This is a genomic window from Pantoea sp. A4 (assembly GCF_000295955.2).
Lineage (GTDB): Bacteria > Pseudomonadota > Gammaproteobacteria > Enterobacterales > Enterobacteriaceae > Pantoea > Pantoea multigeneris.
The window spans coordinates 117,482-132,956 of record NZ_ALXE01000019.1 but is presented as its reverse complement, the minus strand read 5'-3'; the positions used below and the strand labels follow the sequence as shown (position 1 = coordinate 132,956).

13 protein-coding genes are annotated in these 15,475 nt (G+C 50.1%); 9 read left to right on the top strand and 4 right to left on the bottom strand.

What is annotated here, in order from left to right:
- Positions 1-115 precede the first annotated feature (115 nt).
- The gene (gene purU, locus B880_RS0105110; RefSeq protein ID WP_017346304.1) at positions 116-964 is read right to left on the bottom strand and encodes a formyltetrahydrofolate deformylase; all 849 of its coding nucleotides are present in this window, start codon (positions 962-964) and stop codon (positions 116-118) included.
- Positions 965-1,023: 59 nt separating this feature from the next.
- A complete protein-coding gene (locus B880_RS0105105) occupies positions 1,024-1,479 on the bottom strand; it encodes a YchJ family protein (RefSeq protein WP_026042430.1) in 456 nt (151 codons plus the stop codon).
- A gap of 98 nt (positions 1,480-1,577) precedes the next feature.
- Here B880_RS0105105 and rssA point away from each other — a divergent pair, with 98 nt between their 5' ends.
- The 5 genes from rssA to B880_RS0105080 all read left to right on the top strand — a co-directional run bounded on the left by rssA (position 1,578) and on the right by B880_RS0105080 (position 7,082).
- A complete protein-coding gene (gene rssA / locus B880_RS0105100; RefSeq protein ID WP_017346302.1) occupies positions 1,578-2,483 on the top strand; it encodes a patatin-like phospholipase RssA in 906 nt (301 codons plus the stop codon).
- A 98-nt stretch (positions 2,484-2,581) separates the two neighbouring features.
- Complete coding sequence (gene rssB, locus B880_RS0105095) at positions 2,582-3,598, top strand: two-component system response regulator RssB (protein ID WP_017346301.1); 1,017 nt, start codon at positions 2,582-2,584, stop codon at positions 3,596-3,598.
- Between the two features lie 190 nt (positions 3,599-3,788).
- Positions 3,789-4,697 carry a UTP--glucose-1-phosphate uridylyltransferase GalU gene (galU, locus tag B880_RS0105090; protein ID WP_017346300.1) on the top strand — a complete coding sequence of 303 codons (909 nt, stop codon included), beginning with the start codon at positions 3,789-3,791 and terminating at the stop codon, positions 4,695-4,697.
- A gap of 22 nt (positions 4,698-4,719) precedes the next feature.
- The gene (locus tag B880_RS0105085) at positions 4,720-6,060 is read left to right on the top strand and encodes a UDP-glucose dehydrogenase family protein (RefSeq protein ID WP_017346299.1); all 1,341 of its coding nucleotides are present in this window, start codon (positions 4,720-4,722) and stop codon (positions 6,058-6,060) included.
- Positions 6,061-6,074: 14 nt separating this feature from the next.
- The gene (locus B880_RS0105080) at positions 6,075-7,082 is read left to right on the top strand and encodes an NAD-dependent epimerase (RefSeq protein WP_017346298.1); all 1,008 of its coding nucleotides are present in this window, start codon (positions 6,075-6,077) and stop codon (positions 7,080-7,082) included.
- 84 nt (positions 7,083-7,166) lie between these two features.
- Here B880_RS0105080 and hns read toward each other — a convergent pair whose 3' ends face one another.
- Positions 7,167-7,574, bottom strand: a complete 408-nt coding sequence (hns, locus tag B880_RS0105075; protein WP_017346297.1) for a histone-like nucleoid-structuring protein H-NS — start codon at positions 7,572-7,574, stop codon at positions 7,167-7,169.
- 324 nt (positions 7,575-7,898) lie between these two features.
- Between hns and tdk the strand changes: the two genes are divergently transcribed.
- Complete coding sequence (gene tdk / locus B880_RS0105070; protein ID WP_017346296.1) at positions 7,899-8,525, top strand: thymidine kinase; 627 nt, start codon at positions 7,899-7,901, stop codon at positions 8,523-8,525.
- A 53-nt stretch (positions 8,526-8,578) separates the two neighbouring features.
- Here the strand turns inward: tdk and adhE are convergent, their stop codons facing one another.
- Positions 8,579-11,269, bottom strand: a complete 2,691-nt coding sequence (gene adhE, locus B880_RS0105065) for a bifunctional acetaldehyde-CoA/alcohol dehydrogenase (RefSeq protein WP_017346295.1) — start codon at positions 11,267-11,269, stop codon at positions 8,579-8,581.
- Positions 11,270-11,581: 312 nt separating this feature from the next.
- On the opposite strand from adhE, the gene B880_RS0105060 reads away from it, so the two are divergent.
- The 3 genes from B880_RS0105060 (at position 11,582) to oppB (ending at position 15,473) form a co-directional block, all read left to right on the top strand.
- Complete coding sequence (locus B880_RS0105060; RefSeq protein ID WP_017346294.1) at positions 11,582-12,229, top strand: YchE family NAAT transporter; 648 nt, start codon at positions 11,582-11,584, stop codon at positions 12,227-12,229.
- Between the two features lie 612 nt (positions 12,230-12,841).
- On the top strand, positions 12,842-14,488 hold the full coding sequence (gene oppA, locus B880_RS0105055) for an oligopeptide ABC transporter substrate-binding protein OppA (protein WP_017346293.1): 1,647 nt from the start codon (positions 12,842-12,844) through the stop codon (positions 14,486-14,488).
- Positions 14,489-14,552: 64 nt separating this feature from the next.
- Positions 14,553-15,473, top strand: coding sequence for an oligopeptide ABC transporter permease OppB (gene oppB / locus B880_RS0105050; RefSeq protein ID WP_017346292.1), 921 nt, complete (start codon positions 14,553-14,555; stop codon positions 15,471-15,473).
- Positions 15,474-15,475 lie beyond the last annotated feature (2 nt).

Here is a 15,475-nt window from a genome sequence, read left to right as displayed (position 1 = left end):
ATCATACCAAATGCCGGAAGCGTGTAAAGCATTGAAAATGAAAAAATGAATCGTTTGCCGTTTTTTTGCCCGTGACGCTGCATTATCACACAAATGCAGCGTCAGAAGCAGGCAATTACAGGATGATAGTGCGGTTGCCGTACACAAAGACGCGCTGGCCCAGCACTTTATCCAGTGCGCGGCTCAACACGTTTTTTTCAACATCACGACCCGCGCGCATCATCTCTTCTGCGGTATAGCTGTGATCGACGTTGATCACGTCCTGCATAATGATCGGGCCTTCATCAAGGTTATCATTCACATAGTGCGCGGTAGCACCAATGATCTTCACACCACGTTCATAGGCCTGATGGTAAGGGCGCGCACCAATGAACGCAGGTAAGAACGAGTGGTGGATGTTGATGATCTGATTGGGGAAGCGCTGAACGAAACCAGGCGTCAGGACGCGCATGTATTTCGCCAACACCACGTAATCAGGCTGATAGCGGTCAATTTCATCCGCCATGCGGTTATCATGTTCTTCTCGCGTCAACCCTTCATGGCTTACCAGCTCGAAAGGAATATCGAAGCGTTCAACCAGTGAGCGCAGGGTTTCGTGGTTGCCAATGACGGCGGCAATTTCCATATCCAGACCGCCAAACGCGCTTTTCATCAACAGGTCACCCAGGCAGTGCGCCTCTTTGGTGACCAGAATGACGACACGGCGGCGACCAGAACTCTGCAATTCACGCACGGAACCCGTAGGCAGTGCGCTGTCGAGATCCGCCAGCAGTGTGTTGTCGTTAAAAATCCCTTCCAGCTCTGTGCGCATGAAAAAACGCCCGGTGCGGTGATCGACGAACTCATTGTTCTGCACGATATTCAGCTCGTGCTTGTAACAAATATTGGTGATTTTGGCGATCAGGCCTTTTGCGTCCGGGCAGATAGTACGTAAAACTTTTCGTTGAATGGTTTGCGCTTGCATCTCAATCAGAGTCCTGTCAAAGCATTAAAAGGGTGGTAACTGTTTAAATAACAATAGGCTCAGTTACAGCACTTTTTGTATTTTTTCCCCGAGCCACAGGGACAGGGATCATTCCGGCCGAGCTCAGGCGCGGTACCGTCGATATAGTACCAGCGTTGATCCTCACGGACAAAGCGCGAACACTCATGCAGATGGTGAAGTTGTGCTTTTTCGCGGTATCTCGCAAAAAATGTCACAAATGCTTCATTCTCATGGAGTCCGGCAAAACAACGGGTTACATTCAAGCCCAGCCATTCGCTACCAGAAAAACTCTCTGTTAAGGCTTGTAAGAGTTCAGGCCGTTGTTGAGAAGGGTGCCAGGTGGCAACCAGATAAGCAGCATTTTGCTGGACATAGGCCGTGTAGCGTGAACGCATAAGGCGTTCTGCCGTGGCGGGAATTTGCGTACCGTCAATATAGGGTGCGCAACATAAGCTATACTGCTCACCACTGCAGCAAGGACATTCCTGGGACACTTCATCTCCTGAGAGTGATAACGACGAATCATAAACGTTGCTATGGTAGCTGACACTGCTCGGCGATGCTACGCATTGACGCCAATACCAGAGGTGAAATGAGACAGGTAAAAATTGGACTGGCTCTTGGTTCAGGGGCCGCCAAAGGATGGGCGCACATTGGCGTAATCAACGCGCTGGAAAAAGCAGGCATTCAGATCGATGTGGTGGCAGGTTGTTCAGTGGGTGCGTTGGTAGGGGCAGCATACGTTAATCAGCGTTTGCCGGTGATGGAAAAATGGGTTACGGCCTTTCGTTACTGGGATGTCATCCGTCTCATGGATTTTTCCTGGCAGCGCGGCGGACTCTTGCGAGGTGAACGTGTTTTTAGCCATGTGCGGCAGCTGATAGGTGAAAAGACGCTTGAACAGAGTCTCAAACCGTTTGGCGTCGTGGCGACCAATCTCAGCACTGGCCGCGAGCTCTGGCTGACGGAAGGCGAACTGCACCAGGCGGTACGCGCATCCTGCAGCATGCCGGGCTTACTCCCTCCGGTCGGTTACAACGGTTACTGGCTGGTGGACGGTGCGGTGGTTAATCCGGTGCCTGTTTCGCTCACCCGAGCGCTGGGTGCTGACATCGTTATCGCAGTGGACTTACAACATGATGCGCACTTGATGCAGCAGGATTTATTGTCGGTCACCCCGCAAAGCAGTGAAGAAGCCGCAGCCGCAGAGGCGCTGAGCTGGGGCAAAAAAATTCGTCAGCGCATTACGGGCCTGCGCCAGCGGCGCATAAGCCAGACGCCCGGCGCGATGGAAATCATGAGTACCTCGATTCAGGTGCTGGAAAACCGATTAAAACGCAACCGGATGGCAGGTGATCCTCCGGATGTACTTATTCAACCGTTTTGCCCACAAATCTCGACGCTGGATTTTCATCGTGCAGATGAGGCCATCGCGGCAGGTTGGGCAGCGGTAGAGAAACAAATGGATGAACTGGTACCACTGATCAGAGACAGATAGTGGCATTTTTCTAAACTGGGCCTACTTCAGTCAATTCTTAAAGGCGCAATGCAGTTTTATGAACCACTATTGAACTATCTGGTACGCAGGGGGAGAGAATGGAAAAACCACTACTCGGCAAAACAATCCTAATTGTTGAAGACGAGGCCGTTTTCCGTTCAATGCTGGAAGGTATTTTAACGGCGTTGGGGGCGAAAACGATGCCGGCTGAAAATGGGCTGGAAGCCATCACATTACTGGAAAAGCAGAACGCAGATTTAATCATTTGCGACCTTGAAATGCCGCAGATGAACGGCGGGAAACTGGTTGAGCACATCCGTATGAGCGGCAACAGTGTGCCTATTCTCATCATTTCTGCCACCGAGAACATGGCAGACATCGCCCATGTTTTGCGTTTGGGCGTTCAGGATGTGTTACTTAAACCGCTTAAAAATCTTGAGCGTTTTCGAGAGGCCGTGTTCGAATGTCTCTACCCGTCGATGTTCACGTCAAAAGTTGAGGAGGACGAACAGCTTTTCCAGGACTGGGACGCACTGGTGAGCAATCCGCCTGCGGCAGCCAAGCTACTCAAACAATTACAACCGCCGGTACAGCTCAATGTCGCGCATTGCCGTTTTAACTATCGCCAGTTGACGATGGCTGAACAACCCGGTCTGGTACTGGACATTGCTGCACTGTCCGATAATGACCTGGCATTCTACTGCCTGGACGTCACTCGCGCCGGGGATAACGGTGTACTGGCGGCATTGTTACTACGAGCCTTATTTAACGGCCTGTTGCAGGAGCAGCTTTCGGGGCAAAAACAGCGTTTGCCTGAACTTAACGGTTTATTACGCCAGGTCAATCTCTTGTTAAAACAGGCGAATCTCACCGGACAGTTCCCGCTTTTAGTCGGCTACTACCATAGTGGTTTAAAAAACCTGATTCTGGTTTCTGCCGGTTTAAACGCGACGTTGGATATACAATCCCATCAAATACAACTCAGTAACGGTGTTCCGTTAGGAACAACAGGTAATACCTATCTAAATCAGATAAGCCAACGGGCTGAGCGCTGGCAATGCCACGTTTGGGGAGCCGGTGGGCGTCTCCGGTTGATGCTTTCGAGCGAAGAATAAGCAGATAAGTTTTAATTCGCTGAACCTTAAAGACAGGGCCAACTCTAAGCCTTACACTTAGGCAATTGTCTTAAATTCAGCGGATTGAACCCTTCCAGGATAAATCCACGCACGAGTATATGTATACTCATTTCGTTTTTAACCGACTTATCAAGTATTAACTTGAGCGGCCTATTAGAGAGGTATCTTGATGTCTGGCTTCAAATCCAAGGTAAAGAAAGCGGTAATCCCTGTTGCTGGCTTGGGCACCCGTATGTTGCCTGCTACAAAAGCGATTCCAAAAGAGATGTTGCCGCTGGTTGATAAGCCACTGATCCAGTATGTCGTTAACGAATGCATTGCAGCGGGAATTAACGAAATTATTCTGGTTACGCACTCGTCTAAAAACTCCATTGAAAACCACTTCGACACCAGTTTTGAACTGGAAGCGATGCTGGAAAAACGCGTTAAGCGTCAGCTGTTAGATGAAATCCAGTCTATTTGCCCACCGCATGTCACCATCATGCAGGTACGTCAGGGTATCGCTAAAGGTCTGGGTCATGCCGTGATGTGCGCCCACCCATTAGTGGGTGATGAGCCGTTTGCGGTGATCCTGCCAGACGTGATCATCGATGAATACGAATCTGATCTCACCAAAGACAACCTGGCGCAGATGCTGAGCCGTTACGAAGAGTCTGGCCGCAGCCAGATCATGGTTGAGCCAGTAGCGGACGTGACCGCGTACGGCGTGGTGGACTGCAAAGGTGCCAGCCTGAACGCAGGTGAAAGCGCACCGATGGTCGGCGTAGTGGAAAAACCTAAAGCAGCTGAAGCACCTTCAAATCTTGCTGTGGTGGGTCGTTATGTACTCTCTGCAGATATCTGGCCTCTGCTGGCGAAAACCCCTCCAGGTGCAGGCGGTGAAGTGCAGTTAACGGATTCTATCGCCATGCTGATGGAAAAAGAGACCGTTGAAGCTTATCACCTGACTGGCGTAAGCCATGACTGTGGTAACAAACTGGGCTACATGCAGGCATTCGTCGAGTATGGCGTACGCCATCCGGTGCTGGGTAAAGACTTCTCTCAATGGCTTGAGAGCGCGGTCGGTAACAAAAAATAACTGATCAACACAGGATAGCTCAATGAAAGTTACTGTATTTGGTATCGGCTATGTCGGTCTGGTTCAGGCGGCGGTGTTGGCCGAAGTCGGGCATGATGTCTTATGTATTGATGTCGACGCAACCAAAGTAGAGAACCTGAAAAAGGGTATTATCCCAATTTTCGAACCGGGTTTGACGCCACTTGTCATGTCAAACTACGAAGCGGGTCGTCTGAAGTTTTCCACCAATGCGGAAGACGGGGTAAATCACGGGGTAATGCAGTTTATCGCCGTGGGAACGCCGCCAGATGAAGACGGCTCCGCCGATCTGAAATATGTTACTGCGGTGGCGCGTACCATCGCGCAACATATGCAGGATCACAAAGTGATTCTGGATAAATCCACGGTTCCGGTAGGCACTGCAGATAAAGTGCGTGCCGTAATGAATGAAACGCTTAAGGCCCGTGGCGTTGATCTCTCATTCGACGTTGTTTCTAACCCAGAGTTTCTGAAAGAGGGTGCAGCAGTCACTGACTGTATGCGTCCGGAACGTATCGTTGTCGGTACCGACAACGACGAAGTGGTTGATCTGCTGCGTGAACTGTATGAACCGTTCAACCGCAATCACGATCGCATGATCTTGATGGATATCCGCAGTGCGGAGCTGACGAAGTATGCGGCTAACTGCATGTTAGCGACCAAGATCAGCTTCATGAACGAAATCTCAAATCTGGCCGAAAAATTGGGTGCAGACGTTGAGAAAGTACGTCAGGGCATTGGATCGGATTCACGTATTGGTTACAGCTTTATCTATCCTGGCTGTGGCTACGGCGGTTCATGCTTCCCGAAAGATGTGCAGGCGTTAATTCGCACCGCGGAGTCAATCGGCTATAAACCACGTCTGCTGCAAGCGGTAGAGGATGTGAACGACAGCCAGAAGCATAAGCTGTTTGGTTTTATCCGTCGTCATTTCGGTGATGACCTGCGTGGTAAAACCTTCGCGCTGTGGGGACTGGCGTTTAAACCGAATACCGATGATATGCGTGAAGCATCCAGTCGTGTGCTGATCGAAGCGCTGTGGGAAGCGGGTGCTTCCGTCCAGGCATACGATCCAGAAGCGATGGATGAAGCTCAGCGTGTTTATGGCAACCGCAATGATTTCCGCTTGATGGGAACCAAAGAGGCTGCACTGCAGGGCGCAGATGGACTGGTTATCTGTACGGAATGGCAGAATTTCCGTGCGCCGGACTTTGATACCATTAAAAATGGTTTGAAAGAACCCGTGATCTTTGATGGTCGTAACCTGTATGATCCGGAGCGTCTCAGCAAACGCGGTTTCGTTTATTATGCAATCGGCCGCGGAGCGTCTTTACAAATTGTATAATTAACGAGGGAAGTATGAAATTTCTGGTTACCGGTGCCGCAGGCTTTATTGGTTTTCATGTTTGCCAACGCCTGTTGGCCGCCGGTCATCAGGTTGTTGGTCTGGACAACCTGAATGACTATTACGACGTTAACCTGAAGTTATCACGTCTTTCCCTGTTAAAATCAGACGGCCAGTTTCATTTTGCTAAGTGCGAACTGGCCGATCGCGAGGGTATTGCTGCACTGTTTAAACTGCACAGTTTTCAGCGCGTAATACACCTCGCGGCTCAGGCTGGCGTACGCTATTCCATTGAGAATCCTCACGCTTATGCGGATGCTAATCTGATTGGCCATCTCAATATTCTTGAGGGGTGCCGTCACCATAAAATTGAACATCTGCTGTATGCCTCTTCCAGTTCAGTTTATGGCCTTAACCGTAAAATGCCTTTTTCAACCGCGGACAGTGTCGATCATCCTGTTTCACTGTATGCAGCGACGAAAAAAGCCAATGAGTTAATGTCCCACACCTATTCCCATCTCTATCAGCTGCCTACCACTGGCTTGCGCTTCTTCACCGTGTATGGCCCATGGGGCAGACCTGATATGGCACTGTTTAAGTTTACCCGTGCGATGTTGGCTGGTGAGGCCATCGATGTTTACAACCACGGGCAGATGAAACGTGATTTCACCTATATTGACGATATTGTAGAAGCGATTATGCGGGTGCAAGACGTCATCCCGCAGGCCGACCCCGCATGGACGGTGGAGCAGGGGACACCAGCGACAAGCTCTGCGCCGTATCGGGTGTATAATATTGGCAACAGCAGTCCCGTGACCTTGATGAGTTATATCGAAGCGCTGGAACAGGCATTAGGGTTTAAAGCAGAGAAGAATCTGTTACCTATGCAGCCTGGTGATGTGCTTGAAACCAGTGCTGATACCCGCGCATTGTTTGACATTACAGGATTCAAACCCCAAACGTCAGTGAGTACCGGTGTACAGCAATTCGTGAACTGGTATCGCGATTATTACGGCGTGTAAAAGCAATAAAAAAGGAAGCTGCAAAGCTTCCTTTTACCTGGTGAAAAATAGAAATGATATCCGAGTTGCTACAAGCCGGGTTTATTACAGCAGGAAATCCTCAAGCTGTTTACCCTGTTCGTCGATAGCTTTTTTAATCACTGCGGGGGTACGACCCTGGCCAGTCCAGGTACGCGTTTCGCCGTTTTCATCAACATATTGATATTTAGCCGGGCGAGCTGCGCGTTTCGCTTTAGGTGCATTTTTTACTTCACCCAAGGCGCTCAGCAGTTCATTTGGATCAATGCCATCAGCCAGCAGCATTTCACGATACTGGGCCAGTTTGCGCAGACGCTCTTCACTTTCAGCCTGCACGTGTGACTCTTCATCACGGCGTTCAGTCACTACGACTTCCAGTTTCTCCAGCATTTCTTCCAGAGTTTCCAGTGAAAACTCTCTTGCCTGGGCACGCAGTGTACGAATATTGTTAAGGCTTTTAAGTGCTTCGCTCATTTGTTTGATCTCGGAATAAATATAAATAGGTGAGGTGCGGGTTAATAATAGTTGGCGAAAAAAATTACTGCAATAGAAAATTAAGCACAAAATTAAAATATCTGTACGACTTCATGAATCCTATTTTCATCAAGCCAAGTGAGTCATGCATTTTAGTGGGGAATTGACCAGCCGGTAAAAAACATTAAAGATACATCTTACTTATTCAAGTAATGTGATTTGAACGCGTTAAGTACAAAACAGATGCTGCTTTACGCAGCGAAAGCAGGAGATTGTGATAAACTGTGGCACTTCGCGATTGATTGTTCTTCAAAGGCAGTACTCATGGCCCAACTCTACTTTTATTACTCTGCGATGAATGCAGGTAAATCGACTGCCTTGTTGCAGTCCTCATGGAACTATCAGGAACGCGGAATGCGTACCCTGATTTATACTGCCGAAATTGATGACCGCTTTGGGGCGGGCAGTGTGACTTCGCGTATCGGCCTTAGCGCCCCTGCCTCGCTATATAATGACAACACGTGCCTGGATCAAGAGATCGCCGCTCAGCACCATGAGCAGCCTATCCACTGCGTGCTGGTGGATGAGTGCCAGTTTTTAACCAAAGAGCAGGTCAGACAGCTCTCTGATGTGGTGGACAAACTCGATATTCCGGTATTGTGCTATGGCCTGCGTACTGATTTTCGCGGTGAGTTATTTGGTGGTAGCCAATATTTGCTGGCATGGGCGGATAAACTGGTCGAATTGAAGACGATTTGCCACTGCGGACGTAAAGCCAGTATGGTTTTAAGGCTGGATAGCGCAGGTAAGCCATTTAGCGAAGGCGAGCAGGTGGTGATTGGCGGCAACGAGCGGTATATCTCGGTGTGCCGTAAACACTATAAGCAGGCGATTGAAGAGGGATCGCTTCAGGCTATCCACGGTTTCCACCATCAGGAAGCGTCGGAGTAACAGATAAAAACCCGCGCAATGGCGGGTTTTTTTATTATCAGACTCAGACGCAATTATGACGTCTGTTTTTGCCCGGTTTTACCTTTCCGGATAACGGCTTCTTCTTCAACCGGAGTTTCCGCTACCGTCACTGCATGCTCAACGTATGGGCGGCCATAATAACTGTCGATCATCACCTGACGTAACTCACTGATCAGCGGATAGCGTGGGTTAGCACCGGTACATTGGTCGTCAAACGCATCTTCGGCGAGTTTATCCACTGCCGCGAGGAAGTCTGCTTCATTAACGCCTGCCTCACGAATCGAAGCGGGAATGCCTAACTGTGTTTTCAGTTCTTCCAGCCAGGCAATTAAACGTTCAATCTTTTGGGCGGTTTTATCGCCTGGCTGAGACAGCTCAAGGTGATCGGCAATTTCAGCGTAGCGGCGGCGTGCCTGAGGACGGTCATACTGACTGAAGGCCGTTTGTTTGGTCGGATTATCATTCGCGTTGTAGCGAATAACGTTGGTCAGCAGCAGCGCATTTGAGAGGCCATGCGCTAAGTGGAAACCGGACCCCAGTTTATGCGCCATAGAGTGACACACGCCGAGGAAGGCATTCGCAAAAGCGATCCCAGCGATGGTTGAGGCATTGTGGACCTTCTCGCGAGCGACCGGATCCTGTGCTCCTGACGCATAACTGGCAGGCAAATACCCTTTCAACATTTTCAGCGCCTGCAAGGCCTGACCATCGGAGAACTCACTGGCCAGGACGGAAACGTAGGCTTCCAGTGCATGCGTGACCGCATCTATGCCACCGTACGCGCACAGTGAACGAGGCATCTCCATTACCAGGTTGGCATCGACAATCGCCATGTCTGGCGTTAATGCGTAGTCTGCCAGCGGATATTTCAGGCCTGTCTTGTCATCAGTGACCACGGCAAAAGGCGTCACTTCAGAACCGGTACCGGAAGTGGTGCTAATGGCCACAAAACGGGCTTTCTCACCCATAGTCGGGAAGCGGTAGATACGTTTACGGATATCCATAAAGCGCAGTGCAAGGTCGGCGAAATCCGTAGTGGGGTGTTCATACATCACCCACATGATTTTAGCCGCATCCATCGGCGATCCCCCGCCGAGTGCGATGATCACATCCGGTTTGAAGCTGCGCATCTGAACCGCACCTTTCTGTACGGTAGATAAGGTTGGATCTGCTTCAACCTCAAAGAAAATGTCGGTTTCAACACCGTGCTGCTTTAATACCTGCGTCACCTGCTCGGCATAGCCGTTGTTGAACAGGAAGCGGTCAGTCACGATAAATGCACGTTTTGCGCCATCTACGGCCAGTTCTTCCAGGGCTAACGGCAGGCAACCACGACGGAAGTAGATGGATTTTGGTAATTTATGCCACAGCATATTTTCGGCTCGCATCGCGACTGTTTTCCGGTTAATCAGGTGTTTTGGACCGACATTTTCAGAAATTGAGTTTCCGCCCCATGAGCCACAGCCCAGGGTCAGAGAAGGTGCGAGTTTAAAGTTATACAGGTCGCCGATCCCACCCTGAGATGCAGGGGTATTGATTAGGATGCGCGCCGTTTTCATGCGTTCACCAAAATAGCTGACGCGCGGTTTTTGATTATCCTGATCGGTGTAAAGGCAGGATGTATGACCAATGCCGCCCAGTGCCACCAGCTGTTCTGCTTTTGCCACCGCATCGCGGAAATCTTTGGCGCGGTACATGGCAAGGGTTGGCGAGAGTTTTTCGTGGGCAAAGGGTTCAGACTCATCAATCTGGCTCACTTCGCCGATCAGTATGCGAGTATCCTCAGGGACGTTGATACCGGCAAGCGCGGCGATGGCATGCGCAGACTGGCCGACAATCGCGGCATTCAGTGCGCCGTTTTTCAGGATTAATCCCTGTACTGCCGCCAGTTCTTTCCCCTGTAGCAGATAAGCGCCGTGGCTGGCGAAGCGCTCCCGCACCGCTGCATACACGGTATCGGTGACAATCACTGATTGCTCAGAGGCGCAGATTACGCCGTTATCAAAGGTTTTCGACATCAGGATTGAGGCTACCGCACGTTTAATATCTGCGGTTTCATCAATGACGACCGGCGTATTACCGGCACCGACGCCAATCGCTGGCTTACCGGAGCTGTAGGCGGCTTTCACCATGCCGGGGCCGCCGGTGGCGAGAATCAGATTGATATCGGGGTGATGCATCAAGGCATTGGAGAGCTCAACGGAGGGGGTATCAATCCAGCCGATAATATCGGCCGGCGCGCCCGCCGCCACAGCGGCTTTCAGTACGATGTTAGCGGCTTCATTGGTGGCGTTTTTTGCCCGTGGATGGGGTGAGAAGATAATGCCGTTGCGTGTTTTCAGGCTGATGAGCGCTTTGAAAATGGCGGTTGACGTTGGGTTGGTTGTCGGGACGATACCGCAAATCAGACCTACCGGCTCAGCGATGGTCATGGTGCCGAACGCGCTGTCGGTGGCTAATACGCCGCAGGTCTGCTCATCTTTGTAGGCGTTGTAGATGTACTCAGAGGCGAAGTGGTTTTTAATGACTTTATCTTCCACCACGCCCATGCCGGATTCCGCTACCGCCAGTTTGGCGAGAGGGATGCGTGCATCTGCCGCTGCGAGGGCTGCCGCGCGGAAAATGCGGTCAACCTGTTCCTGGCTAAAAGTGGCATAGGTTTGTTGAGCGGATTTCACTCTGGCAACCAGAGTGTTGAGTTCAGTGACATTACTGACAGTCATAATAATCTCCTGACGAGAAGTTAAATTTTTTTCGTAAACCGGTGTTCAACGGCCTGTTTACGAAAACCATTTAGCCAGGTTGGAGGAAAAGGACTCTCTGACAGGGGATAGCGTAGATCGGAATCCGGGTAGAAAATATGATCTGGGTCAATTTCTGTGCAAGCTGACACCATTCAGCTAGCGCCTTTAGGTAAGATGGGTTGCAAGTTTCCAGATTTTTTTCCGCCGATTCTGCGCTGAATAGCGGGGCAAGCTATGCTAACAATGGCTGACTGATTTCGGTTCGTTTCACTACTACTCAGGGAGTTGTCTTTGAATACTGTCGTGCTTGATCTCTCCGGCTACATCAAGTTTTTTATTGGGCTGTTCGCCTTAGTCAACCCGATCGGCATCATCCCGGTTTTTATCAGTATGACGCGCTTTCAGGGGCTGGCGGAACGGAATAAAACCAACCTCACCGCCAATCTTGCGGTCGCGATAATTCTCTGGACGGCACTGTTCCTCGGCGATGGCATCTTGCATCTGTTTGGTATCTCAATCGATTCGTTCCGCATTGCGGGCGGCATTCTGGTGATGACCATTGCGATGTCGATGATCAGCGGTAAGTTGGGTGAAGATAAACAGAACAAACAGGAGAAATCAGAAACGGCCATTCGTGAAAGTATTGGCGTGGTGCCTCTGGCGTTGCCCCTGATGGCCGGTCCCGGTGCCATCAGTTCGACCATTGTCTGGAGCACCCGTTACCACAACTGGCAAAATTTACTCGGTTTCAGCCTGGCCATTGCGCTGTTTGCAGGCTGCTGTTGGCTGCTGTTTCGTGCCGCCCCCCTGATGGTGAAAGTATTAGGGCAGACAGGGATCAACGTCGTCACCCGTATTATGGGGCTGCTGCTGATGGCGCTGGGGATTGAGTTTATTGTCGCCGGAATTAAATCTCTGTTTCCTGGGCTGCTTGGTTAAATATTCTGTTATTTCAGGGCGCGAATCATTTATTCTGCAATTTACTGCACCATAAAAGGGCGTAATGTTCTTTTGTGGTGCAATCGTGCCATTGGCTAATAAAAATCCCTTCATTATCACATTTATTACTTCTCCCACCTGCTCAATGCAAAATTTGCAGAACGTTTGTGATTTTTATCACAACACAAAAAGCTGATATTACGCTACTTTGTGGTGAATGGCATCGCGCATATCAAGATATCTTAGTTAATTAAGTGGCTTTGGCAGCAAGTGAGTGATGGTGGCGATCTTTTACGGTGTGATTTATCGAATGTCAGGCTTTAGGTATTACTTTTCATAGGCTTATCGTGTTATTTTTTTATGGAAATTAAGATTTAACCCGCTAAATCAATCACCATATTGTGATTTAGATAACATTTTCCCAATGCAATAAGGCCTGCTGGCTTTTTTTTTAGTTGTTTTAGTCAAATGAGTACGGAAATTGCTTAAGCCTGTAGTGAGTTTGTGTCACCACGATGAAATCGGGCAAAACAGCACAAGTGATCGTTAGCACAACATAAAGCACCGCCGGGCAACCTGACGCGGCGGAAACAATAAAACTGGAGTTAAGTAATGGTTCACATCACAAAAAAAAGTCTGGTTACATTAGGTGTTATCGCGGCGTTGAACAGCATGGGGCAATTCTCTGCCTGGGCCGCTCAAGTCCCCGCTGGCGTAGAACTGGCGGCAAAGCAAGAGTTGATTAAGGGGAATGGCAGTGAAGTGCAGTCACTGGATCCCCATAAAATTGAAGGCGTGCCGGAATCGAATGTCAGTCGTGACATTCTGGAAGGTCTGGTGATCAGCGATGAGCAGGGGCACCCAATCCCCGGCGTCGCAGAGAGCTGGGATAATAAAGACTTCAAGGTCTGGACTTTCCACCTGCGCAAAGAGGCGAAATGGTCCAACGGCGCACCGGTTACCGCTCAGGACTTTGTCTACAGTTGGGAGCGCCTGGCCGATCCAAAAACCGCTTCACCTTATGCCAGTTACCTGCAATATGGCCATCTGCTGAATGTGGATGAGATCATTGCGGGTAAGAAGCCGATCACCGACCTTGGGGTGAAAGCGCTGGATGACCACACTTTACAGGTCACGCTCAGTGAACCGGTGCCGTACTTCTATAAACTGCTGATCCACAGTTCAATGTCACCGGTCTATAAACCTGTGGTAGAGAAGTTTGGCGAACAGTGGACGCTGCCACAGAACTGGGTAGGTAACGGCGCCTTTAAGGTCCAGTCCCATGTAATTAACGAACAGCTGACTGTGGTACGCAATCCAGAGTATTGGGACAATGCGCATACCACGCTGGATAAGGTCACCTTCTTGCCGATCAGCTCTGAAGTCAGTGACGTCAATCGCTACTTCTCCAGCAACGGTAGCGATATGACCTATAACAACTTGCCGATTGAGCTGTTCAAAAAGCTGCAGCGGGATAATGGCAAAGAGCTGGTCGTGACGCCTTATCTGTGCACTTACTATTACGAAATCAACAATCAGAAAGCCCCGTTCACCGATCCTCGGGTACGCGCAGCGTTAAAACTGGGCCTGGATCGCGACATCATCGTGGACAAAGTGCTGGCGCAGGGACAAACGCCGGCTTACAGCTTCACCCCGCCTGCCACCGATGGTTTTGATAACCAACTGCTGCCACCAGACTGGTTCAAATGGGATCAGGCTAAGCGAAATGAAGAGGCGAAAAAACTGTTGGCAGAAGCGGGATATACCGCTGCGAAGCCATTAACGTTTAACCTGCTGTATAACACCTCCGATCTGCATAAAAAACTGGCGATTGCTGCGTCATCCATCTGGAAGAAGAATATTGGCGTGGACGTTAAGCTGGAGAATCAGGAGTGGAAAACCTACCTTGATACGCGTCATCAGGGCAATTATGACGTGGCACGCGCCGCCTGGTGTGCGGATTACAATGAACCGACTTCCTTCCTGAATACGTTGCAGTCAGACAGTAGCAATAACACCTCGCATTATAAGAGCGCAGAGTTTGATAGCGTCATGAAAGATGCACTGGCGGCCACCGATGAAAAAGCACGTACCGCAGATTACGTTAAAGCAGAACAGATCCTGGATAAAGATTCTGCCATCGTACCGGTTTACTACTACGCCAACACCCGCCTGGTGAAACCTTATGTGGGTGGCTATACCGGTAAAGATCCGCTGGATAACGTTTATGACAAAAACTTATACATTATCAAACACTAAGTGACTTTCTCTGGGGGGCTTTGCCCCTCAGGTTTTGTGAAGCAAATGTCTGGCAGGTAAGGTTATGTTGAAATTTATTTTGCGTCGTCTATTAGAGGCGATCCCCACGCTATTCGTGCTGATTACCATCTCATTTTTTATGATGCGTTTGGCTCCGGGCAGCCCATTTAGCGGTGAGCGTACCCTCGCGCCAGAAGTCATGGCGAACATTGAAGCCAAATATCATCTCAATGATCCCATTGGCAAACAGTACCTCGACTATCTGGTGCAGTTAGGTCACGGTGATTTTGGTCCCTCGTTTAAATACAAAGATTACTCCGTTAACTATCTGGTTTCTCATGCGTTCCCGGTGTCTGCCAAGCTGGGGCTGGCGGCGTTTTTACTCGCCGTGGTACTGGGGGTGACGGCGGGTGTCATCGCCGCGCTGCGACAAAACAGCCGCTGGGATTATGTGGTCATGGGGGTGGCAATGACCGGCGTGGTGATCCCGAGCTTTGTCGTTGCCCCGCTGTTAGTACTGATTTTTGCTATTACGCTGCGCTGGTTGCCGGGCGGTGGCTGGAATGGGGGGCAGTTGAGCTACATGATACTGCCGATGGTGGCGCTGTCTCTGGCGTATATCGCCAGCATTGCACGAATTATGCGCGGCTCGATGATTGAAGTGATGCACTCTAACTTTATTCGAACCGCCCGGGCCAAAGGCCTGCCAATGCGGCGCATCGTGTTACGTCATGCGTTAAAACCGGCACTGTTACCCGTACTCTCCTACATGGGCCCGGCGTTCGTGGGGATCATTACCGGTTCTATGGTGATTGAGTCCATTTACGGATTACCGGGAATTGGTCAGCTGTTCGTCAATGGGGCATTGAACCGTGACTACTCACTGGTGATGAGCCTGACCATTTTAGTCGGGGTATTAACCATCCTGTTTAATGCCATCGTTGACGTGTTGTATGCCGTGATCGATCCCAAAATCCGCTACTAAAT

Excerpts from the sequence above, each read along its gene's own strand:
- purU (WP_017346304.1), bottom strand. The coding sequence starts at position 964 with ATGCAAGCGCAAACCATTCAACGAAAAGTTTTACGTACTATCTGCCCG.
- rssA (WP_017346302.1), top strand. The coding sequence starts at position 1,578 with ATGAGACAGGTAAAAATTGGACTGGCTCTTGGTTCAGGGGCCGCCAAA.
- rssB (WP_017346301.1), top strand. The coding sequence starts at position 2,582 with ATGGAAAAACCACTACTCGGCAAAACAATCCTAATTGTTGAAGACGAG.
- galU (WP_017346300.1), top strand. The coding sequence starts at position 3,789 with ATGTCTGGCTTCAAATCCAAGGTAAAGAAAGCGGTAATCCCTGTTGCT.
- B880_RS0105085 (WP_017346299.1), top strand. The coding sequence starts at position 4,720 with ATGAAAGTTACTGTATTTGGTATCGGCTATGTCGGTCTGGTTCAGGCG.
- B880_RS0105080 (WP_017346298.1), top strand. The coding sequence starts at position 6,075 with ATGAAATTTCTGGTTACCGGTGCCGCAGGCTTTATTGGTTTTCATGTT.
- hns (WP_017346297.1), bottom strand. The coding sequence starts at position 7,574 with ATGAGCGAAGCACTTAAAAGCCTTAACAATATTCGTACACTGCGTGCC.
- tdk (WP_017346296.1), top strand. The coding sequence starts at position 7,899 with ATGGCCCAACTCTACTTTTATTACTCTGCGATGAATGCAGGTAAATCG.
- adhE (WP_017346295.1), bottom strand. The coding sequence starts at position 11,269 with ATGACTGTCAGTAATGTCACTGAACTCAACACTCTGGTTGCCAGAGTG.
- oppA (WP_017346293.1), top strand. The coding sequence starts at position 12,842 with ATGGTTCACATCACAAAAAAAAGTCTGGTTACATTAGGTGTTATCGCG.
- oppB (WP_017346292.1), top strand. The coding sequence starts at position 14,553 with ATGTTGAAATTTATTTTGCGTCGTCTATTAGAGGCGATCCCCACGCTA.